Consider the following 20,496-nt stretch of genomic DNA (forward strand, 5'->3'; position numbering starts at 1 on the left):
AAGTTCCCGTCGAGCTTTCGAACTGCTCGAACGAGTGAACCGTCGGGATGCGGGAACGGCGGCTCGGCGACCGGCCGTTGTTCGGGCATGACGGTTGAAATGCGTGAGGGGTACGAGGGGACGGGTCCCGGAGCGATCACCCCGGACGGCTGCGCGGTCGAGCTCTACTCGCGCCTGACCGCCGGGGCCGAGCCGGACATCATCGAGGCGGCGGTCCCGGCCGGCGCCCGCATCCTGGAGCTGGGCAGTGGTGTGGGACGCATGACGCACCCGCTCCTGGAGCGCGGGTTCACGGTCACGGCGGTGGACGAGTCGGCGGAGATGCTGGCGCGCGTGCGCGGGGCGCGCACGATACGCAGCACCATCGAAGGGCTCGACCTGGGCGAGAAGTTCGACGTGGTGATGTTCGCGTCGTTCCTGGTGCACACCGGGGACGCGGAGGTGCGCCGGGGCATGCTGCGCACCTGCGTGGCGCACGTGGCGGACGGCGGTTGCGTGCTCATCCAGCGGGAGGGCGCGGACTACCACACGAAGGTGCCGAGGGAGCGGGTCGACCCCGGCGGCTACACCGTCCGGATCCTGTCGGCCGAGCCGGTCGGGGACGGGGTGAACTCGGTGCGTGCGGAGTACGAGTTCCCGGACGCGACCTGGACCCAGACCTTCCTGGCCCGCCCGCTCACCCGGGAACAGTTCGAGGATGCGCTCGCGGAGGCGGGACTGGAGGTGGCCGAGTATCTGACCGAGGACGGCACGTGGGTGAAGGCGGTACCGGCGGCTTAGCGCGGGCGCTCCCGCCGAGCGGGTCCGGAGCTGCCGGGCCACTCGGCCGGGCCGAGCCTGCGGCACCGGCCAGACGGACGGATCACCGTCCGCCGGGGCGTCCACCGCTCGGCCGGCCTGCCGAGCCCGTCCCACCCGTGCCGGCCCCACCCATGCCACCCATGCCGCCCGCCCCACCCATGCCGCCGAGGCCGCGCAGTCGCTCCAGCTCGCGGCGGTCGCGCTTGGTGGGGCGGCCGGTGCCGCGGTCGCGGATGCCGATGGGGGAGAAGGCCTCCCGGGGCGGGGGCGGCGGGGAGTTGTCGATGTAGCACACGGCGGCGACCGGGGCCCCGACCCGCTTGCGGATCAGCCGCTTCACGATGACGATCCGCTCCCGCCCCTCATGGCGCAGCCGCACCTCGTCGCCGACGCGCACGGAGTGGGCGGGCTTGACCCGCTCGCCGTTCACCTGGACATGTCCGCCCCGGCAGGCGGTGGCTCCCATGGAGCGGGTCTTGATCAGGCGGACGGCCCAGATCCAGCTGTCGATGCGCACGTTCTCACCGGGAGCGGGGCCCGCGGCCTCGGCGGCGGCGACGGCCGCGGCCACGGCGGCCGGGTCGGAGGCCTGGGCGGCAGCGGTGTCGGTGCCTTCGGCAGGCTCGGCCTCGGTGGGGGTGCCGGTCCCACCGATCTCCTGCTCCCTGCCCTCGCCCGTATCCTCAGAAGCCATGCCCCGACCTTAGCTCCCCGAGCCGACACCGACGGAACCGTTTTGCCGACGCCCACCACCGCGCCCCAAAGGGGCGTGGGGAACTGCGCGATCAGCCACACACAACCTGCGGCCGCCATCCCGCACCGACCCACAAGGTGCTGACGCGCACCCCCGCCACCCCCACCCGAGCCGCTCCGGCAGACCTCGCCCCGGCCCTACCGTTGAACCGTGGACCACACCCCCCGCACCCAGCTCGCCCGCCTAGACCAGCGCGTCAGCGTCTGCCGCGCCTGCCCCCGCCTGGTCGCCTGGCGCGAGGACGTGGCGCGCACCAAGCGGGCCGCGTTCGCCGACTGGACGTACTGGGGCCGGCCCGTGCCCGGCTTCGGGCCCGCCGACGCCCGGCTGCTGATCATCGGCCTCGCCCCGGCCGCGCACGGCGGCAACCGCACCGGCCGCATGTTCACCGGCGACCGTTCCGGCGACGTGCTCTACCGGGCGCTGTACGACGTCGGGCTCGCCTCGCAGCCGACCTCGGTCAGCGCCGACGACGGCCTGGAGCTGTACGGCGTGCGTATCACCGCACCGGTGCACTGCGCCCCGCCCGCCAACAAGCCGACCCCGGAGGAGCGCGACACCTGCCGCCACTGGCTGGTCGAGGAGCTGACGCTGCTGCGGCCGACGCTGCGCGCGGCCGTCGTGCTCGGTGCCTTCGGCTGGCAGGCCGCGCTGCCGGCGTTCGCGGAGGCGGGCTGGACCGTGCCGCGGCCCCGCCCGGCCTTCGCCCACGGCACCCGGGTCGGCCTCGACGGCGTGGACCTCTTCGGCTGCTTCCACGTCAGCCAGCGCAACACCTTCACCGGGCGCCTCACCCCCGAGATGCTCCGCGACGTGCTGAGCACGGCGGCGGAGGCGGCCGGACTGGGGTGAGGGCCGGTGCGGGCCGGCGTGCGCGGCGGGGCTCAGACGATCCGGGCCGCCGCCACCGGGCGGTCGTCCACCGGGTGGGTGCCGGTGGACGCGGAGGAGTTGACGCTCCAGCGGTACCGGGAGAACTCGCCGGTGGCGTCAGAGGCGTAGAACATCATGTGGCCGATGCCGACGCCCTGGAAGCTCTCGCCGTCCACATTGCTGACCATGCGGGTGTCCGGGTACCGCGGGTAGTTGCTGAGGCCGTAGACGCCGTGCGGGTCGGAGGTGCAGTCGACGATCTCGACGGCGTACTGGGTCTCGCCGGTGAAGTCGGCGACCCCGCTGAAGACGCCCTTGACCTCTCGGACCATGACGATGTGCCCGGTGTTCTCCGCGTCCTGCCCGTTGTAGTCGACGGCTATCAGATCGCCCGGCCGCAGGTCGGTGACCTTGCGGATGCGGCGGAAGCGCGGACCGGCGGTGCTGTTCCGGAACGCCGAGCAGTAGTCGGCGGCCTCCGGGCCCTTCTCCTGGAAGTACTGGAGGAAGTAGGCGTCGGTGGCCCAGCCGTAGGTGTGCTTGAGCAGCGCCGTGACGAAGGACGAGCAGCGGGCCCGGGCCACCCAGTCGGCGAGGTCGTCCGGGCGGCCCCAGGTCACGGTCGCCGACGTGTCCATCAGATAGACGTTGTTCGCGCGTGCCGTACGCCCGCTGACCAGGGCGATCTCATCGGCGCCGAGGGCACGGCCGTAGGCGCGGACATCGCCGACAGCGCCCTTGAAGCGGTTCACGTAACCGCCGTCCCAGCGGGCCCGGCCGATGCTGAAGCCCTGGGGCGCGGCCCAGGACAGGGTGGTGCCGGCACTGCCTTCCAGGACGCCGTTCACATAGAGCAGGACGCGGGTGCCGTCCCAGACGCCCGCCAGATGCGTCCAGACGCCGGTCTTCGTCACCGGGGCGGCGGCGAGCGCCGAGACCTTGGTGCTCTGGTCCTCGCTGCGTACCTTGAAGGCCCAGGTCCGGGCCGTGTCGTCGTACTGGAGCAGGAAGCGGCTGACGCTGCCGCCGTCCTGGCTGACGGCCGTGTACATGTTCGTGAGCACGGCGTCGTCGGCCAGCCGGACCCAGGCGGTGACCGTGAAGGGGGCCGTGGTGTCCAGGACGGAGGCGGTGGCGGCGTAGGCACCGGCGGTGCCGTCGAAGCTCAGTTCGCCGCCCGCACGGAGAGCGGTCCAGCTCGCTCCCGGGCCCAGGGTGACCGGGTGCTCGAGACCGGAGCGGTCGGCGCCGGAGCCGTCCAGCGGCCAGTGTCCGGCCAGTCCCGTCGGGAGATAGCCGGCCGCCAGCAGTCGCTGGTACCGCACCAACTGCTCGGCCTCGGCCAGATGCGGCGCGGCGACCGGGGTGAACGGCGTGTCCAGCGGCTCGTCGGCGGCGGCGCTCCCCGCGCCCACCGTCATGCCGGCCACCGCACCCATCCCCACCAGCGCGGCTCCGCTCAACAGCCCCCGTCTGCTCACCATGGTCATGCCCTCCCCGTCCGGTCCGCTCGGATCCCTCTCCGGCCCGCGCGGATCCCTTTCGATCTTCACTGGTGAGGAGAACTCTAGGAGATCCCTGTGCGAACTGGTGTTCCTGTGGACGGCTACCGGGCAGCCGGACTCGTCGGCTGGTCGCCGGTGTCCTCGCCGAAGAGGTGGCGCACCGTCGACCGGTAGTTGGCCTGGACGTGGCCGAGCGCGCGGGCGCGGGCGCGGTCCGGGTCGCCGGAGGCGATCGCGTCGTACAACTCGCGGTGCTCGGTCAGGAGTTGCGGCCACTCCTCGTTCCGCCGGGTGAGCCAGCGCAGCCGGCCGTCGACCGGTTCCATGACCGAGATGAGCAGACTGTTGCCGGCCAGGGCCAGGATCCGGTCGTGGAAACGGGTGTTGATGTCGGTGATGGTCTCGGCGTCGCCCGCCCGGGTCGCCGTGGCCGCCCGGTCGAGCAGCTCCCGCAGCTCGGCCAGCGCCTCCGGGGTCGCCCGCACCGCCGCCAGCCCTGCCGCGTACACCTCCAACGCCTCGCGCAGTTCGAAGAGTTCCTTGACGTCGGTCGGGGTCAGCCGGCGCACGACCGTACGGCGGGCCGACTCGAAGAGGACGAAGCCCTCGGCCACCAGGGCCCGGATCGCCTCCCGGACCGGTACCCGGGACACCCCGAACCGCTCGGCGAGCTCCCGTTCCACCAGCCGGTCGCCCGGGCCCAGGCGCCCGGCGATGATGTCCTGCCGCAGGGACGCGAGGACGCGCTCGCGCACCGCGCCCAGGGGTTCGATCTTCGTCGTGGGGGAGCCCATGAGGTCATTTTCGCCGACCCGGAGGGCTTTTACGGAGCCGTAACGGGACGGACATCGGTCGGAACGCTTGACGGGAGCACCATGACCGCAGTTTGGTATACCAAAAGCTGGTACACCGGTTGGTTCCCTGGAGGCCCCGTGTCCCTCGCCGACCGCGCCGAAGCCACCGGCGCACTCGAGTTCGTCCCCGACCCCCGCCTCACCAACGAAGACCTCGCCCCCGCCGAGCGGCGGAACTGGAAGGTCTTCGATCTCTTCGCCATGTGGATGTCCGACGTCCACAACCTCGGCAACTACACCTTCGCCGCCGGTCTGCTGGTCCTCGGCATGAACGTCTGGCAGGTCTTCACCTCCCTCCTCGCCGGCTTCGTGCTCATCTACGTCGGCATGAACTGGATGGGCAGGATCGGCCAGCGGCACGGCGTGCCGTTCCCGGTGGTCAGCCGCATCAGCTTCGGTGTCTGGGGTGCCAACATCCCGGCGCTCATCCGGGCCGTGATCGCCATCATGTGGTACGGCATCCAGACCTACCTGGCGTCCGTCGCCGTCAACGTGATGCTGCTGGCGGCCTGGCCGGGCCTGAAGTCCCTGACCGAGAGCTCCTTCCTGGGCCTGGACACGCTGGGCTGGATCTCCTTCGTCTCGCTCTGGCTGATCCAGGCGGCGATCATCAGCCGGGGCATGGAGACGATCCGCAGGTTCCAGGACTTCTGCGGTCCCGCGATCTGGCTCGTCATGATCGCCCTCGCCGTCTGGATCCTGGCCAAGGCCCACTGGACGATCTCGCTCACCTCCACCCCGCACCCGGTCTCCGTCGGCGAGCAGTGGCGGCAGTGGTTCGGCGCGATCGGCCTGATCCTCGCCACCTACGGCACCCTGATGCTCAACTTCTGCGACTTCTCCCGCTTCGCGCCCGACTACCGCACCGTCCGCCGCGGCAACTTCTGGGGCCTGCCGATCAACTCCACGGCCTTCGTGGTCGTCTCCGTGATCGTCACGGCGGGCTCCCTCGAAGTCTTCGGCGAGGCCATCACCGACCCGGCCGAACTGGTGGCCAAGGTCGGCAACACCTGGGTCCTGGTCGTGGCGGCACTGACCTTCGCGGTCGCCACCATGGGCGTCAACATCGTCGCCAACTTCGTCTCACCGGCGTACGACCTGGCCAACGTCTGGCCGCAGAAGATCAGCTTCAAGGTCGGCGGCATGATCAGCACGGTGGCGGCCCTGGTCGTCACGCCCTGGAACCTCTTCTCCAACCCCACCGTCGTCAACTACTTCCTCGGCGGCCTCGGCGCCTTCCTGGGCCCGCTGTTCGGCGTGATCATGGTCGACTACTACTGGGTCAAGCGCGGCCGGGTGGACGTCCGGGAACTCTTCGACGCGACCCCCGGCTCCCCGTACCACTACCGCAAGGGCGTCAACCCCAAGGCCCTGTGGGCGTTCCTGCCCTCGGCGGCGGTCGCGGCCGTGCTCGCGCTGGTGAAGACGTTCAGCGACGTGGCGCCGTACTCCTGGTTCATCGGCACCGCGCTGGCCGCGGGTCTCTACCTGACACTGTGCCGCCGTGACCGCGCCCCCATCGCCGCCCTCGCCCCCGTCGCCGTGGCCGAGGAGGTCTGAAGGACGTGCGGATCGTCGTCACCAACTGCAACACCACGCAGGAGATGACCGAGGAGATCGTGCGAGGTGCCCGGGCCGCCGCAGGCCCGGGCACCGCCGTGACCGGGCTGACCCCGGACTGGGGGCCCGAGTCGGCGGAGGGCTGGCTGGACAGCTACCTGTCGGCGGCCGCGGTCCTGGACGCGCTGCGGACGTACACCGGTCCGTCGTACGACGCGGTGGTCATGGCCGGTTTCGGCGAGCACGGGCGCGAGGGCGTCCGGGAGTTGGTGGACGTGCCGGTCGTCGACATCACCGAGGCCGCCGCCCATCTCGCCTGTCTGCTGGGCCGCCGCTACGGCGTCGTCACCACCCTGGACCGGTCGCGCGGGCAGATCGAGGACAGCCTGGAGACCGCCGGGGTGGCCCGCAACTGCGTCGCCGTCACCGGCACCGGACTCGGCGTCCTGGACCTCGCCGGTGACCCCGGGCGCACGGAGGCCGCGTTCCTCGAGGCGGCCGAGCGGGTCCGGGACGCCGGCGCCGAGGTCCTGGTCCTCGGCTGTGCCGGGATGACGGGGTTGCAGCGGGTGGTGGGGGAGAAGCTCGGCGTTCCGGTGGTCGACGGGGTCGGCGCGGCGGTGAAGCTGGCCGAGTCGCTGGTGACGCTGGGGCTCACGACGAGCCGGGCGGGGAGCTACCGGAAGCCGTTGGCGAAGAGGCGGGTGTGGGGGGCCGTACCGGGGCGGCCGTAGCGCGAGTGTCCTCTCGGGGTAGCCGAGGCCGGCTCAGGGCCGCCACACGTACCGCACATCCGGCTCCCGCTCCTCGTTCCCGCTCCCGTCCGTGTGCTCGACGGCGACGAAGCCGTGCCGCTCGTAGAACCGGTGCGCGGGCTTGTTGACCTGGAAGGTCCAGAGCGTCAGCCCCGAAGGTGAGCGCTCCTTGGCCAGCGCGACGAGCCGGTCGCCGATGCCGCGCCCCCGCCACTCGGGAGCCAGATACAACTGGGACAACAGATCTCCCGCGAGCACCATCATCCCCACGACGCGACCGCCCGCCTCCGCGACCCACGTCTCGCGCGCCGGCACCACGACGTCCCGGATGTACGCGCGCACCTCGTCGTCCGAGCGCGGCCGCACGACGGTGGGCAGGGCGGCGCCGAACGACCGCAGCCAGACATCGGCGACCCCGGCGGCATCCGGCCCACCGGCGCGGCGCAGCACGACCTCGGCGTTCACACCCGCGCCCCCTCGGGTACGACGGCCGTGGCCGTGATCTCCACCAGTTGCCCGGTGTAGCCCAGACAGGCGACGCCGACCAGCGTCGACGAGTGCGGCCCGGCGCTGAGCCCGGAGGCCTCGACGACCTCCCACACGCTGGACAGCACCGCGGGCTCACTGCTCACGACGTACACATCGGTCGCCAGCACATGCTCCAAGTCGCTGCCGACCGACCGGAGTTGCTCCCGCAGGTTGGCGATCACCCGCTCGGCCTGCCGCGGCGCGTCCCCCTCGCCGACGAGCTTGCCCTCGTCGTCCAGCGGAACGGAACCGGCGAGGAACGCGAGCTTCGTACCTGCCTCGACCACGGAGACGTGCGAGTAGCCGGGCGGCGGGAAGAGAGCCGGGGCGGTGACGCGCTGGATCACGGGGGCTCCTTGAGTGAACGGCGGACAACCTGTCGATCATCCGGGCTCACGCCGGGTGATCGCACCCGAATTTCCCGCAGCGGGTGTCACAGGGCGGGAGGCCGCCGCACGACGGTACGGCCAGGGCTCGTTGTCCGCCACGGTGACGGCGGTGGGGTGCTCGGTATGCGATCAATACCGACGGAGCCTGGATCTGGCCGAGCAGCCTTCCCTCTGGAGGAGTCGGTCGACTCGTCGGCCCCGAGTGCCTGAAACACGACTCGGGCCGCACCGATCGTCGGTCGCCATTCGGCGCGAAGCACAAGGCGACGACGTGGCGAATCCTCCACGCTTCGGTGTGCTTCTGACCCGGCTCATGCATCACCGCCGGACGGATGTCGCATCGAGGTCCGGTGCCTTCGCCACGGCACGTCGATGAATCTCTTGCGGGATTGTGACGGGAATCCTGGGTGTTGGGCGCCACCGGCGCTCGAAAAATGCTTGGGAATAAGCCAGTTGCCGCTGCTACCGTCCCTCACGTGGCGAAACTCAATCAGATCATCGCGGTCGAGAAGGGCATCAAGTCCAAGGCTCATCAGGACCTGACGGCAGCTCATCACGGGTTGCAGAAGCCCGCGCTGCTGGCCGGTATCTCGCGGACGTATCAGCCGAAGGACGAGGAGGGCGAGCAGTTGCCGCCCGAGGCCACGCGGGTTCAGGTCAAGGCCGAGGACGTGCTGCGGGAGACCTCGGCCACGCTGACGCGGCTCTTCGACGTGACCGCCACCAAGGACTGGGCGAACTGTGAGGCCAGGGCCGATGTGAAGGTGGACGGGCGGGTGCTGGTCGCCGGTGTGCCCGTGGCCTATCTGCTGTTCCTGGAGAAGCAGCTCGTCGATCTCAATACTTTCGTGCGGAAGCTGCCCGTGCTCGACGCCTCCGAGTCGTGGGTGCAGGATCCCTCCACCGACTCCTGGAAGACCGAGCCGGTGCGGACGTTGCGGACCAGGAAGGTGCCCCGGAACCATGTGAAGGCCGAGGCGACCGAGAAGCATCCGGCCCAGGTCGAGGTGTACTACGAGGACGTGCCGGTGGGGTACTGGACCACCGTGAAGTTCTCGGGTGCCCTGCCCGCGCGGCGCGTCAACGAACTCCTCGACCGGGTCGAGAAGTTGCAGCAGGCCGTCAAGTTCGCCCGCGAGGAGGCGAACGGCGCCGACGTCGTCGACCAGCGGGTCGGGGACGCGGTGTTCGGCTACCTCTTCGGGTAGCCGTTCCAGACTCCCCGGCCCCCGCGGCCGGGGTGCGCGAGGAGCGCAAAGCTGAAGCTGAGCCTTGTCGTGAAGAGCGGCCGTACCCGCAGTGCACACCACGCACGCCGTGCACACCGGGCGGACCGCGTTGAATCTCAGACTCTCGCTCCAGACTCAGCATTCGCCGCCGATCGCCGGATCGACCGGGCCCGGGCCCCAGTACGTCGAAATGCAGGTTCAAGTCCTGCCCGCGCAGCTCGATGCGTGGTGGTCCAAAGGAAGGACGCGACGACCTAATGACTGACCCGGGTTCTCAAGAGTGCCGGCGTGTGACGATGGGTGGCATTCCTGGGCCCGGGGGCAGGCTACGCCCTCGGGCCCGCTCGCGTTCCGCCCCGAAACGGGCCCGCACGGAATTGCGTTCATAAAGAACGCGGCTCTCCGGGGCACTTGTCACACCCACGAAATGCGAACGCACCTTTCCGTACCGGAACACGATCTACCGTGGGACACACAAGCCAACAGCCCGGCCACCGTCGCCCGAAGGCACACCCCGCCCTCGTCCGGACAGGAGCCCCGTGTCCCGTCGTATCGCCCTGCCGCCCTGGCTCGCCCACGCCCTGCGCACCCAGCGCGGGCCCGTGTCCTGGAGCGCGGTGACGAGAGGGGCGCTGGCCGCCGGGCCGCTGCTGCTCACCGCCGTCCTGCTGCACCGCACCTCCCTCGGCGTCGTCGCCGCCATCGCCGCCATGCTCGCCGGGATCAACGACCGGCCGGGCAGCCGGCGATCCGCCGTACGGCGGCTCGGGGTGCCCGCGGCCGCCGGTGCGCTCGGGCTGCTCGTCGGGACGTACGGCGGGGAGCACCTCACCGCCGTGCCCCTGACCCTTCTGCTCACCGGGCTCGGGCTGGTCGCCGGCGGGACGAGTGCCGTCGGGCCCGTCGCCTCCGGAGCCGGGACGCAGCTGCTGGTCGCCGCCGCCATCGGCGCCGGAATGCCGGTCGCCGAGGCGGGCTGGCAGCGCGCCCTCGCCTTCCTCGCGGGCGCCGGCTGGCTGGTCGTGCTCCGCCTGGCCCTGCCCACCCCCGGCGCGATCGCCGGTGACTTCCGCTTCGACGGGGAACGGGACGCCGTCGCCGCCGTGTACGACGCCGTCGCCGGCCTGCTCGACGCGGTGGGCGGCGAGGCCGCGGGCCGAAAGCGGGTCGCCCTCACCGCCGCGCTCGACCACGCCCAGGACGCGCTCACCGGGCCCCGGCTGCGGCGGTACGCCAGTTCCGCCGCCGAACGCCGGCTGCACGCGCAGTACGCCGCCGCCCTGCCCCTCGCCGAGGCGGCCACCGCCCTCGCCTGGGCCGGGGAGCCGATATCCGCGCGGGCGGCCGAGGGGCCCCGGCGGCTCGCCGCCGCGGTCCGTGCCAACGGCGGTACCGGTCCGCTGCCCGCACCCTCGCGGTCCCTGCCCGCGCTGCGCGCCCTCGACGACGCCCTGCTGCGCGCCGCGGAGACCTTCGACCGGGCCGAGGGCACCGAGCAGCGGCCACCGGCCCGGCGCCGCCCCGCCCGCGAACTCGTGCGGGCCGCGTTCGGCAGCGGCGGGCGCGAGTACGGGCTTCGGGTCGCCCTCTGCTTCGGGGTCAGCGCCGCCATCGCCCAGGCCCTCCACCACGCCCGCTGGTACGGCGAGCACCAGCACTGGTACTGGCTGCCCGCCACCGCCGTCTTCCTCGTCAAGCCCGACCTCGGGCCGCTCGCCTCCCGGGTGCTGTGCCGAGCCGCGGGAACCGTCCTCGGCGCCCTCGTCTTCGCGGGCCTCGCCGCCGTGCTGCCCCGGCCCGAGGGACTCATCGCGCTGGTGGCGGTCTGCGGGGCGGCCGTCCCGGTGTCCACCCGGCACTTCGGCGCCCAGACCGCCGTCGTCACCGTCCTCGTGCTCGCCCTGGTCATGGTCGGCGGCGAACCGCAGGCCTCCTTCAGCCGCATCGGCGAGACGCTGCTGGCCTGCGCGCTCGTGCTGATCGTCGGCCATCTGCCGTTGGCGGGGAAGCGGGGCGGCGGGGTACGGGCCCGGCTCGCGGCGGCCGGGCGGGCCGCGCACGCCTATCTCGACCACGTCCTCAGCGGGTCCGGCGACCGCGGCGAACGCTGGGCCCTGCGCCGCGAGGCCTACCGCACCCTCGCCGAGGCCCGAGCCGCCATCGCGCTCGCCGCCGCCGAACTGCCCGCCCTCGCCCGGCACACCGAGGGCACGGACGCGGTGGCCGCCGTACTCGAACGGCTCGTGGACACGACCACCGCGTGTGCCGTGCACCTCGACGAGACGGGGCGGCTGACCGCCCGGCACACCCGGCAACTCGAAGACCTGGTGGCCGAGTTGGAGCGCCGTGGGCAGCGGCTCGGGGTCGCGGTGCCCCGGCTGCCGGTCGCCGCGTAGTCAGCGCGAAGGTGCCCTCCAGCACCGTCACGGGATGGGCGGGCGCGCCCGGCCTCAGTCCGCGAACCGTGCCCACACCGGCGCGTGGTCCGAGCCCGCGACCCCGCGCCGGTCCGCCGGATCCTCGTCCACCGACGGCAGGTCCGGCGGTGCGGTGGTGCCCGGCAGGCCCGTGCCCGCCTCCGTCAGGCGGTGCACCAGGCGGTGGCTGAGGAGGATGTGGTCGATCAGTTCGTGCCGCCCGGAGTCGACGCGGGAGTAGCGCTGCTCCGCCGGTATCCGCGGGGCGACGTCCCACAGCCGTACGGCGTCGCCCTTGTCCGCGTGGTCGTAGCCGGAGGCGCCGAGTTCGGAGCCGGGCGGGCCGAGGAGGATCTGGGTGGTGGCCGCCTGCACCTCGTCGTTGAGGTCGCCGAGGACCGCGACGTCGCGGGACGTGCCCTGCCCGGCGAGCAGTTCGTCCGCCAGCGCCCGCAGTGCCGTCGCCTCGGCGGCGCGCCGGTAGAGGGCGTACGCCCCGTAGCGCGCCCGTTCGCCCTCGTCGTGCGGGTAGAAGCGGTCGCCGGGGTAGGTCAGGAGCTTGGACTTGAGGTGGGCCACGGCCACCGTGAGCGGTCCGGCCGGCGCCCGGACCGTGACCGCCAGGAAGCCGCGCCCGGCCTGGGCTGCGGTCCCGCCCGAGTCGTCGGTCTGCACCGGGCGCAGCCCGGCCGGGAACGCGGCCGTGTCGGCGGCCACCGTCAGCTCGGTACGGGCCAGGAAGCCGACCCGGATGCCCCGGCCGTCGGGGTGCGAGGAGAGGGTGAACCGCCAGCTCGGGCCCAGCAATTCGGCCAGGTCCGCCAGGGCGTCTGGGTCACCGACCTCCTGGACGCCGAGCAGGGTCGGGTCGAGCGCGCCGATCACGGCGGCGAGGGCGGCGAGCTTCGCCTCGTAGGCGGACTTGTCCCTGGGGCCGTAGGGGCTGCCGGGCCGGTACAGGTTTTCGAGGTTCCAGGTGCCCAGGAGCATGCCGGGCTCCTTCCAGGAGACGATGCCGCCAGCGTGCTCGTCCGGGGCGCCTCGCGACAGAGCCCGGACCGGATGCGCGGTTCGGCTCACGCGGCCCGAGGACCCTGCCGTACGTTGGGGCGATGAGCTCCGCTCCCGCAGATCGCGGCGCCGGTTCCGCCGGCCGTGGCTCCGCTCCCGCCGACCTCGTCATCACCGGGTGCACCGCGCTCGTCCACGACGACCAGGAGCGGATCGGCTTCCTGGAGGACGCCTCGATCGTCGTGCGGGACGGGATCATCGAGTCCGTCGGCGTACGGGGAGGCGCCGACGTGCCGGGAGACGTCGACGCCGTCGAGCGGATCGACGCGCGGGGGCAGGTCGCCGTGCCGGGGCTGATCAACTGCCATACGCACGCGCCCATGGTCGCGCTGCGCGGACTCGCCGAGGACCTGCCGACCGAGGCGTGGTTCAACGACGTCGTCTGGCCCGTCGAGTCCAACCTCACCCAGCGGGACGTGGAGCTGGGGGCGCGGCTCGCCTGTGCCGAGCTGATCCGGGGCGGGGTCACCTGCTTCGCCGACCACTACTTCCACATGGACGCGGTGGCCGCCGTCGTCGCCGAGTGCGGTTTGCGGGCCCATCTGGGGGAGGCCTACTTCTCTTCGCAGGGCGATGAGGGCCGGGAGCGGTCGGCGGAGTTCGCGCTGCGGCACCGGGGGCGGGCCGGCGGCCGCATCACCACCGCCCTCGCCCCGCACGCGCCGTACACCGTCAGCGACGCCGACCTCGCCGCCACCGCCGAACTCGCCCGCGCGCACGGCCTGCCCGTGCACCTGCACGCCGCCGAGAACCTCGACCAGACCGAGACCAGCCTCGCCCGCCACGGCGCCACCCCCGTCGAGATCCTGGACCGCGCCGGTCTCCTCGACACCGATCTGCTCATCGCCCACGGCACCGGCATCCTCGACCGCGACCTGCCCCTGCTGGCACGCACCGGCGGCCGTACGGCCGTGGCGACCGCGCCCCGCACCTACCTCAAGTTCGGGTGGCCCACCACCACTCCGGTCCGCGCCCTGCGCGCCGCGGGCGTCCCGGTCGGCCTCGCCACCGACGGAGCCGCCTCCAACAACTCCCTGGACGTGTGGGAGTCGATGGCGCTGACCTCGCTGATGCAGAAGTCCAGCGAAGGCGATCCGCGCTGGCTGACCTCCCGGCAGGCCCTGCACCACGCCACGCTGCAGAGCGCGCGGGCCGTCGGGCTCGGCGCGGGCATCGGCAGCCTGGCCCCCGGGCGCCGCGCCGACATCGCCCTCGTCGACATCTCCGGGCCGCACACCCAGCCCGTCCACGACCTCGCCGCCACCCTGGTGCACAGCGCCCGCTCCGCCGACGTCCGCACCACGATCGTCGACGGCCGCGTCCTGATGCGCGACCGCGAGCTGCTCACCCTCGATGTGCCCGCGGTCGTGGCGGAGTTGGCGGACCGGCTGCCCGGGCTCGTCGACCGCGGACACGGACGGCGCATCCAGGAGTACGACACCTGACGGACCCGCGTCTCGGCCCACAAGAGTGCCGAAGGCACGGAAAGAAATCCTCGGCCGCACCGATGAGTTCGCTCCCCTCCCGCGGTCACCACCTGGAACCGACCGCTGTACAGGAGGGTCCATGTCGCTTCCGGAGATCGTCTCGCGTGAGCGGTGGCGTGCCGCGCGTGCGGAGTTACTGCTCAAGGAGGAGGCGCTCACGCGGGCGCGGAACGCGCTGAGCGCCGAGCGGCGCCGGCTGCCCATGGTCGAGGTGGACCCCGAGTACGTCTTCGAGGGCGGCGACGGCAAGGCGAGCCTGCTGGACCTCTTCGACGGGAGGCCCCAACTCGTCGTCCACCACTTCATGTTCGCCCCCGAGTGGGAAGCCGGCTGCCCCTGCTGCGCCGCCTTCCTGGACCAGGTCGGCCACCTCGCCCATCTGCGGGCGCGCGGCACCGCGTTCGCGGCGGTCTCCCGGGCGCCGTTCACCAGGATCCTGCCGTTCAAGGCGCGGATGGGCTGGACGCTGCCCTGGTACTCGTCCTGCCACAGCGACTTCAACCGTGACTTCGAGGCGACCATCGTCGTGGACGACGAACCGGTCGAAAGGCCCGGCATCAGCTGCTTCCTGCGGGAACACGACCGGGTCTTCCACACCTACTCGGTGTACGGCCGCGGCCTCGACGGACTCGGTCCGGCCACCTCCCTGCTCGACCTGACGGCCCTCGGCCGGGTGCCGGAGGGCAGTGACCGCGTCCGCTATCACGACGAGTACGAAGACTGACACAGCCGGTCACGGAAGTGGCCGAAAGCAAACCGAAAGTCAACGGACCCTCACCGTCCGCGCCGACGGTGTGTCGGGTATGTCTCAGTAGCGTCACCGGGCGAGCCATTCGCGTTCTCCAGAGCGTTAACTCCTACAGGTACGACGCATTTCTGGAGGTGCAGGATGGTGAACGGGCGAACCGTGCTCGAACGCTTTCCCGCAGGCGGACCGCGAGGATCATGGCCTGCGGAGGAGTTCGCGCAGGCCCGGCGGCTGGAAGGGCTGCCCGCCGAGGTCGTGATGGATCTGGCCACGGACACGTTCCTGGTCATCGTGCGCGGCACCGGCGGTGTCGAGAGCTGACCGGCTTCTGAGGGCTGACCGGCCTTGGACCGCTAACCGGCTTTGCGGGCCGGCGGTTTCGACGTGAACTGGTCCGCCTGGAGCGCGTACAGCTCCGCGTAGACCCCGCCGCTCGCCAGGAGTTCGTCGGGGGTGCCCGACTCCACCACCCGGCCCTGGTCCAGGACGTGCACCAGATCCGCGTGGCGGACCGACGCCAGCCGGTGGGTGATCAGTACGACGGTCTGCCCGTTGCCCGCCAGCGCGCGGATCTTCTCGAAGACCTCCAGCTCGGCCCGGGCGTCCAGGGCGGCCGTCGGCTCGTCCACGATCAGGATGTGACCGCGCCGGTAGGCGGCCCGCGCGATGCCCAGCCGCTGCCACTGGCCGCCGGACAGCTCGTGCCCGCCGCTGAAGTTGCGGGCCAGCAGGGTGTCCAGGCCGCGCGGCAGGTCCTCGACCACCTCCTCCGCGCCCGCCTCCGCGACCGACGCGGCCAGCCGTTCGTCGGTGAGCGGCGCCGACGAGCGGCCGACGGCCACGTTGACCTTGGCGGTGAACGGCCAGCGCTTGAAGTCCTGGGCGACCATGGCGATGCGCTCGGCGAGCCGGTGCCGGTCGGCGCGGGCCGCGTCGACGCCGTCCCACAGGATGCGGCCGCGGTCCGGCTGGTAGAGCCCTGCCAGCAGCTTGACCAGGGTGGTCTTGCCGGATCCGTTCTCGCCGACCAGGGCGACGATCCGGCCGAGGGGGAGCGTGAGCGTCACGTCGTCCAGCGCGGGGCGGCGGGCACCGCCCGGATGATCACCCGGGTGATCGCTCGGATAGGTGAAGGTGACGTTCTCGAAGCGGATCTCCCGGGGATCGTCGGGGAGCGGGTCGCCGCCGACCGGGATCGCCCGTTCGGCCGCCTCGACGTACAGCCGCTCCAGGTCGCCCACGAACAGTGCCTCCTCGTGCAGCGTGTTGATCTCCAGCACCAGGGTGTTGAGGCTCGCCGAGCCGCTGCGGATCGCGATCACCGCCGTACCGGCCACCGACAGGGCCATCGCCCCGCTCAGCAGCAGGCCGCCCAGCGTCGCGTACGTGGCGACGGTCGCGAGGCCGGTCCAGGCCGCCGCGATCAGGCCGGTACGGGCCGCGAGCCGGGCCAGCCGGGCCTGCTCCGCCTCCGCCGTCTCCGACATCGCCCGGTAGTGCCGCAGCAGGAACGGGCCGACCCCGTGCACCCGGATCTCCGGCGCCGCCTCCGGCTCGGTGAGCAGAGCGCTGATCAGGTGGCCGGCGCGGGCGTGCTGCACCCAGGTGTGGAACGACTCGTAGCGGCGCCGGGCGTTGGTCAGGGCGCCCCAGGCGCTCGGGATCGTCATCGTGATCAGCAGCGGGAGCAGGGCCGGGTGCAGCACGGTCAGCACACCGGCCGCGGTGATCAGCGAGATCATCGCGTTCACCACGCGCGTGCCGTACATGATCATGCGGCGGGCCGAGGAGGCGCCGTACTGCGCGGTGTCCAGCAGCTTGTGGAAGGCGTGGTCCTCGATGGCGGCGAGTTCGACGGCCGCGGCCCGTTCCAGGTACATCTCGGTCGCCACCCGCTCGACCTTGGGCTCCAGGCGGCCGGTGGCGTACGTGGACGCGGCGCGCAGCAGGGCGGCCAGGAACATGACGGCGGCCATGACCGCCAGGGCCGGGGCGGCGCTGCGCAGCCGTTCCTCGATGGTGCCGGTGCCGATCAGCCGGCCCAGCACGCTGTTCACGGCGAGCAGGCTCACGGCCTGGGCCACCCCGACGCCCACCTGCGCGGCCAGCACGATCCGCGCGGCCCCGGCGTCCGCCTGCCGGGCCAGCCGCAGGCTGGACGCGAGCATCCCGGGCAGCCGGGTCATCATGGCGCGGAAGTCCAGCTCCAGAAAGGCGTTCCCGTGCTGGCTCCAGCCCATGTCGTAGCGGAGCGGTCCTCCGAACAGCAGCTGCTCCGACTCCGACGTCTCGGGCGCCGCCGTGTCCCGCCTCTTCCTCACCGCGATCCTCCCCCGGGCCGTGACCGTGTCCGTGGACGAACGGCCACTATCGCGGGCGGAGCCGCCACCGGGCAGGGCGCGCGACGAGGCTCGCGGGGCGCGGGGGAGTGCGCGAGGGGTGCGGGCCGAGGCGGCACGGAGTCACGGGGGGAGTGCGCCGGAGCCGTCGGCCCTGGCCGCGCGGCGTCACGCGCTCAGGGGGCGGGACCACTCCGGTGTCGTCCCCGTCACCCGGCACAGGGCGAGGTACAGCGGTATCGGCGGGGTGTACGGCACCGTGCCCTCGGGGCGGTGGATCAGGCGGGCGGTGCCGGGGAGCGGGGCGCCCTGGCTGTAGCGGGCGGGGACGGGCCAGGTGAGGGCGTCGTCGGAGTCCGACGGGACGATCCACCACCAGTGCGTGCCATCGGCGTACACGCATCCCACCCGCGGCAACCGCGGTACCACCAGCGGCCCGAGCCGCGCCGGTACCGCCACCGCGTCGCAGCCCAGCGGTGCCGTCATGCCCTCGGGCACGGGGTACGACCCGTCGGCGCCGCCCGCGGCCGACGACCGCCGGTCACGCCTCAGACGGATCAGCGTGTCGAGGCCCAGGGAATGGCCGGAGCCGGGTGCGCCGTTCACGTCTGCCTCCGCCGGGGCACCGGCCCCAGCGCCTCGGACCGCCCCTGCGCACCGGAGCCCGACGACGGCCGGGGCACCGGAGCGTGCGCCGGCCCGTGGGGCGAACCGTGCGACGGGCCAGGAGCGGGGCGCGGGCCCCAGCCCAGGTCGTTGCGTGGCTCGACGGTGTCCCGGGCGGCGTCGGTCTGGCGCGACAGCTCCGCCCAGACCAGCAGCCCGGGCCCGTGTTCCTGAGCCCCCCAGGCCTGGCACAGCGCTTCGACGAGGAGCAACCCCCTCCCGTGCTCCTCCTCCGGGCGCTGCGGGGACGGGTGGGGCTCGTCGGGTGAACAGCCCTCGTCCTGCACGGCTATGCGCACCGTGTCGTCGTGGTCGTGCAGCTCGCACACGACGCGACTGCTCGCGGTGTGCACGATCGCGTTGGTGACCAGCTCGGATATGACCAGGGCGGCGGTGTCACAGGTGTCCGCGCAGACCGACCAGCCGGTCAGCCGAGCACGCACCAGGCGTCTCGCCTGGGCGGGGGAACCCGGATGAGCGGCCAGCTCGAACCGGAACCGGCGCATGGCAGTGACCTCACCTGGGACGACTGCCTCCCCCACGCTCGAAGGAGTTCGCACGGGAGGACCCCCATCAGCACCGAGACCGAGACGGTCTGCGGCGGCGTCTGTTCCTAAGGGCGCGGACGGAATCACGCTTGCCACTATCTCCCCGCCGTGAACACTTGGCAAGTGTCACTCTGAAAAATGCAGAGTGCTGTGTGACGCGGTGAAGGGCCGTGGCACACTGCTCGCAACAGCATGTCGAGCGGCGCCAGTTGGGATCAGTGAGGACCCGACGGACCGATCCGGCCAATGCGATCGATGTGACCGAACAGGATGTTCCGGCTGTTGCGGCCAATTCGGTCTCCCTGGTCGGTCCGGTCGTTCCGTCAGTTCTTCGAATGAGTCTTCGAATGGCGCCGCTGGGCTGTCGGCGTGCCGGGTGACACCTGTATGTGCGTGACCGCGTGTGTGCGTGACCGTGCTTGTGTGTGACCACGTATGTGCGTGGCGGCCGGGATGCCGGCGAGTCCGGCCAGGAAACAGGGAACTTCGTGGAGGTGGAGCGTGAGCGAGCCGCGGTCCGCGCCGACGGTGGGCCAGGTGGTCCTCGGCCGGCGCCTCCTCGACCTGCGGGAACGCGCAGGGCTCAAGCGTGAGGAGGCCGCCCGTGTGCTCCGCGTGGCGCCCGCCACCGTCCGCCGTATGGAGATGGCCGAGGTCGGCCTCAAGATCCCGTACCTCCAACTGCTCCTGAAGGCCTACGGGGTGACCGACGACGAGGCCGACCTCTTCGTCCGGCTCGCCGAGGAGGCCAACAGGCCCGGCTGGTGGCAGCGGTTCCACGACATCCTGCCGAGCTGGTTCTCGATGTACGTCAGCCTGGAGGGCGCGGCGAGCCTGATCCGCTCCTACGAGCCGCACTTCGTGCCCGGGCTGCTGCAGACCGAGGACTACGCGCGGGGGGTGCTGAAGTCGGGCGCCGTCGGCCAGACCGAGCCGGAGGAGATCGAACGCCACGTCGCCCTGCGCATGCAACGCCAGCAACTGCTCACCCGTACCGAGGCCCCCCGCTTCTGGGCGGTGATGGACGAGACCGCCCTGCGCCGCCCGGTCGGCGGTCCGGAGGTGATGCGCGCACAGATCGACCGACTGCTCGACGTCACGAAGCTGCCCAATGTGACGCTCCAGGTCGCCCCGTTCTCCGGCGGGCCGCACCCGGGGACGTACGGGCCCTTCGTGCTGTTCCGATTCGCCATGCCCGAACTGCCGGACATGGTCTACAGCGAGTACCTGACCGGCGCCGTCTACCTGGACGCACGCACCGAGGTGGCGACCCACCTCGAGGTCATGGACCGCATGGCGGCGCAGGCCGCTACGGCACAACGCACGAAGGAGATCCTCCGGGATCTCCGCAAGGAGCTGTGAATGGATCGCATGAAGCCCCAGTCCGGGCCGCGGAACCGCACCGAGCGGATCTACAACGGCATGCCTGCCCGGGAACTGGGCAGCGAGGGCTGGCACAAGCCGTGGAGCGGCGGCAACGGGGGCAACTGCCTGGAGGCGATGAAGCTGGCCGACGGCCGGATCGCCGTCCGTCAGTCGACCGACCCGGACGGGCCGGCGCTGATCTACACCACGGACGAGATGACGGCCTTCATCGAGGGTGCCAAGGCGGGGGAGGCGGACTTCCTGCTCTCCTGAACCTCCTCTGTCTCCTTCTGTCACCTTTTCTTTCTTCTTATTCAACTTCTTTGTAATGGTGCTGAATTGATCATCGACCACGTCAGACGTTTACGGACTGCCTCGTGATCGACACCAGCAAGCCGCACCCTGCGCGCATGACGGCCGCCGCCGACTCCTCCGGGGTGAAGTCGGCGGTGGCCTGTGACGGACTCGAACTCGTCGAGCCGGGTGTGTCGGTGGTCCACCACTGGCACCCGGAGCCGGGCGAGTCGGTACCGGGACAGGACGACGGGGTGATCCCGGGCTACGGGGCGGTGGCGCGCAAGCCATAAGCGCCTGCCATAAGCCTCGG

At 72.0% G+C, this 20,496-nt stretch carries 20 protein-coding genes and 1 pseudogene; 12 read left to right on the forward strand and 9 right to left on the reverse strand.

Features of this window, described 5'->3' with window-relative positions; translation table 11 throughout:
- Positions 1 to 99: 99 nt before the first annotated feature.
- The gene (locus ACFY0P_RS18165; RefSeq protein ID WP_388914146.1) at positions 100 to 780 is read left to right on the forward strand and encodes a class I SAM-dependent methyltransferase; all 681 of its coding nucleotides are present in this window, start codon (positions 100 to 102) and stop codon (positions 778 to 780) included.
- A gap of 82 nt (positions 781 to 862) precedes the next feature.
- Here ACFY0P_RS18165 and ACFY0P_RS18170 read toward each other — a convergent pair whose 3' ends face one another.
- Entirely contained in the window at positions 863 to 1,495 is a 633-nt protein-coding gene (locus ACFY0P_RS18170; protein ID WP_388913471.1) for an RNA-binding S4 domain-containing protein, read from the reverse strand.
- A gap of 210 nt (positions 1,496 to 1,705) precedes the next feature.
- Here ACFY0P_RS18170 and ACFY0P_RS18175 point away from each other — a divergent pair, with 210 nt between their 5' ends.
- Positions 1,706 to 2,407, forward strand: a complete 702-nt coding sequence (locus tag ACFY0P_RS18175; protein ID WP_388913474.1) for a uracil-DNA glycosylase — start codon at positions 1,706 to 1,708, stop codon at positions 2,405 to 2,407.
- A gap of 32 nt (positions 2,408 to 2,439) precedes the next feature.
- Here ACFY0P_RS18175 and ACFY0P_RS18180 read toward each other — a convergent pair whose 3' ends face one another.
- Both ACFY0P_RS18180 and ACFY0P_RS18185 read right to left on the reverse strand, forming a co-directional pair.
- Positions 2,440 to 3,912 carry a LamG domain-containing protein gene (locus ACFY0P_RS18180; RefSeq protein ID WP_388913477.1) on the reverse strand — a complete coding sequence of 491 codons (1,473 nt, stop codon included), beginning with the start codon at positions 3,910 to 3,912 and terminating at the stop codon, positions 2,440 to 2,442.
- A 122-nt stretch (positions 3,913 to 4,034) separates the two neighbouring features.
- Entirely contained in the window at positions 4,035 to 4,727 is a 693-nt protein-coding gene (locus tag ACFY0P_RS18185; RefSeq protein ID WP_388913480.1) for a GntR family transcriptional regulator, read from the reverse strand.
- Between the two features lie 138 nt (positions 4,728 to 4,865).
- On the opposite strand from ACFY0P_RS18185, the gene ACFY0P_RS18190 reads away from it, so the two are divergent.
- Together ACFY0P_RS18190 and ACFY0P_RS18195 are read left to right on the forward strand one after the other, a co-directional pair.
- Positions 4,866 to 6,347 (forward strand): NCS1 family nucleobase:cation symporter-1, encoded by a 1,482-nt coding sequence (locus ACFY0P_RS18190; protein WP_388913483.1) that lies wholly within the window; start codon positions 4,866 to 4,868, stop codon positions 6,345 to 6,347.
- 5 nt (positions 6,348 to 6,352) lie between these two features.
- Positions 6,353 to 7,081, forward strand: coding sequence for an aspartate/glutamate racemase family protein (locus ACFY0P_RS18195; protein WP_388913486.1), 729 nt, complete (start codon positions 6,353 to 6,355; stop codon positions 7,079 to 7,081).
- Positions 7,082 to 7,114: 33 nt separating this feature from the next.
- Here ACFY0P_RS18195 and ACFY0P_RS18200 read toward each other — a convergent pair whose 3' ends face one another.
- Positions 7,115 to 7,567: a GNAT family N-acetyltransferase gene (locus tag ACFY0P_RS18200; RefSeq protein ID WP_388913489.1), complete on the reverse strand. Its 453-nt coding sequence runs from the start codon at positions 7,565 to 7,567 to the stop codon at positions 7,115 to 7,117.
- On the reverse strand, positions 7,564 to 7,977 hold the full coding sequence (locus tag ACFY0P_RS18205; RefSeq protein WP_388913492.1) for a RidA family protein: 414 nt from the start codon (positions 7,975 to 7,977) through the stop codon (positions 7,564 to 7,566). Before ACFY0P_RS18205 ends, ACFY0P_RS18200 begins: the two co-directional genes overlap by 4 nt.
- Before the next feature lie 518 nt (positions 7,978 to 8,495).
- On the opposite strand from ACFY0P_RS18205, the gene ACFY0P_RS18210 reads away from it, so the two are divergent.
- Together ACFY0P_RS18210 and ACFY0P_RS18215 are read left to right on the forward strand one after the other, a co-directional pair.
- Positions 8,496 to 9,227: a hypothetical protein gene (locus tag ACFY0P_RS18210; protein ID WP_388913495.1), complete on the forward strand. Its 732-nt coding sequence runs from the start codon at positions 8,496 to 8,498 to the stop codon at positions 9,225 to 9,227.
- Positions 9,228 to 9,787: 560 nt separating this feature from the next.
- A complete protein-coding gene (locus tag ACFY0P_RS18215) occupies positions 9,788 to 11,644 on the forward strand; it encodes an FUSC family protein (RefSeq protein WP_388913498.1) in 1,857 nt (618 codons plus the stop codon).
- A gap of 54 nt (positions 11,645 to 11,698) precedes the next feature.
- Here the strand turns inward: ACFY0P_RS18215 and ACFY0P_RS18220 are convergent, their stop codons facing one another.
- Entirely contained in the window at positions 11,699 to 12,655 is a 957-nt protein-coding gene (locus ACFY0P_RS18220; RefSeq protein WP_388913501.1) for an endonuclease/exonuclease/phosphatase family protein, read from the reverse strand.
- 122 nt (positions 12,656 to 12,777) lie between these two features.
- Here ACFY0P_RS18220 and ACFY0P_RS18225 point away from each other — a divergent pair, with 122 nt between their 5' ends.
- The 3 genes from ACFY0P_RS18225 (at position 12,778) to ACFY0P_RS18235 (ending at position 15,292) form a co-directional block, all read left to right on the forward strand.
- Positions 12,778 to 14,181 carry an amidohydrolase gene (locus ACFY0P_RS18225; protein WP_388913504.1) on the forward strand — a complete coding sequence of 468 codons (1,404 nt, stop codon included), beginning with the start codon at positions 12,778 to 12,780 and terminating at the stop codon, positions 14,179 to 14,181.
- A gap of 121 nt (positions 14,182 to 14,302) precedes the next feature.
- Positions 14,303 to 14,947 (forward strand): DUF899 domain-containing protein, encoded by a 645-nt coding sequence (locus ACFY0P_RS18230; RefSeq protein ID WP_388913507.1) that lies wholly within the window; start codon positions 14,303 to 14,305, stop codon positions 14,945 to 14,947.
- Between the two features lie 165 nt (positions 14,948 to 15,112).
- Positions 15,113 to 15,292: a hypothetical protein gene (locus tag ACFY0P_RS18235; protein ID WP_181808251.1), complete on the forward strand. Its 180-nt coding sequence runs from the start codon at positions 15,113 to 15,115 to the stop codon at positions 15,290 to 15,292.
- A gap of 32 nt (positions 15,293 to 15,324) precedes the next feature.
- Here the strand turns inward: ACFY0P_RS18235 and ACFY0P_RS18240 are convergent, their stop codons facing one another.
- The 3 genes from ACFY0P_RS18240 to ACFY0P_RS18250 form a co-directional block, all read right to left on the reverse strand.
- Complete coding sequence (locus tag ACFY0P_RS18240) at positions 15,325 to 17,211, reverse strand: ABC transporter ATP-binding protein (protein ID WP_388914149.1); 1,887 nt, start codon at positions 17,209 to 17,211, stop codon at positions 15,325 to 15,327.
- A gap of 267 nt (positions 17,212 to 17,478) precedes the next feature.
- Positions 17,479 to 17,916 carry a hypothetical protein gene (locus tag ACFY0P_RS18245; RefSeq protein WP_388913510.1) on the reverse strand — a complete coding sequence of 146 codons (438 nt, stop codon included), beginning with the start codon at positions 17,914 to 17,916 and terminating at the stop codon, positions 17,479 to 17,481.
- Positions 17,913 to 18,620 carry an ATP-binding protein gene (locus ACFY0P_RS18250; RefSeq protein WP_388913513.1) on the reverse strand — a complete coding sequence of 236 codons (708 nt, stop codon included), beginning with the start codon at positions 18,618 to 18,620 and terminating at the stop codon, positions 17,913 to 17,915. Before ACFY0P_RS18250 ends, ACFY0P_RS18245 begins: the two co-directional genes overlap by 4 nt.
- 405 nt (positions 18,621 to 19,025) lie before the next feature.
- On the opposite strand from ACFY0P_RS18250, the gene ACFY0P_RS18255 reads away from it, so the two are divergent.
- The 3 genes and pseudogenes from ACFY0P_RS18255 to ACFY0P_RS18265 all read left to right on the forward strand — a co-directional run.
- Positions 19,026 to 19,886, forward strand: coding sequence for a helix-turn-helix domain-containing protein (locus ACFY0P_RS18255; RefSeq protein ID WP_388913516.1), 861 nt, complete (start codon positions 19,026 to 19,028; stop codon positions 19,884 to 19,886).
- Complete coding sequence (locus ACFY0P_RS18260) at positions 19,887 to 20,162, forward strand: DUF397 domain-containing protein (RefSeq protein ID WP_388913519.1); 276 nt, start codon at positions 19,887 to 19,889, stop codon at positions 20,160 to 20,162.
- Positions 20,163 to 20,347: 185 nt separating this feature from the next.
- A pseudogene (locus ACFY0P_RS18265) lies at positions 20,348 to 20,476 on the forward strand (SAM-dependent methyltransferase); the annotation flags it as partial.
- Positions 20,477 to 20,496 lie beyond the last annotated feature (20 nt).

Origin of the sequence: Streptomyces sp. NPDC001714, assembly GCF_042892755.1 — a bacterium.
Lineage (GTDB): Bacteria > Actinomycetota > Actinomycetes > Streptomycetales > Streptomycetaceae > Streptomyces.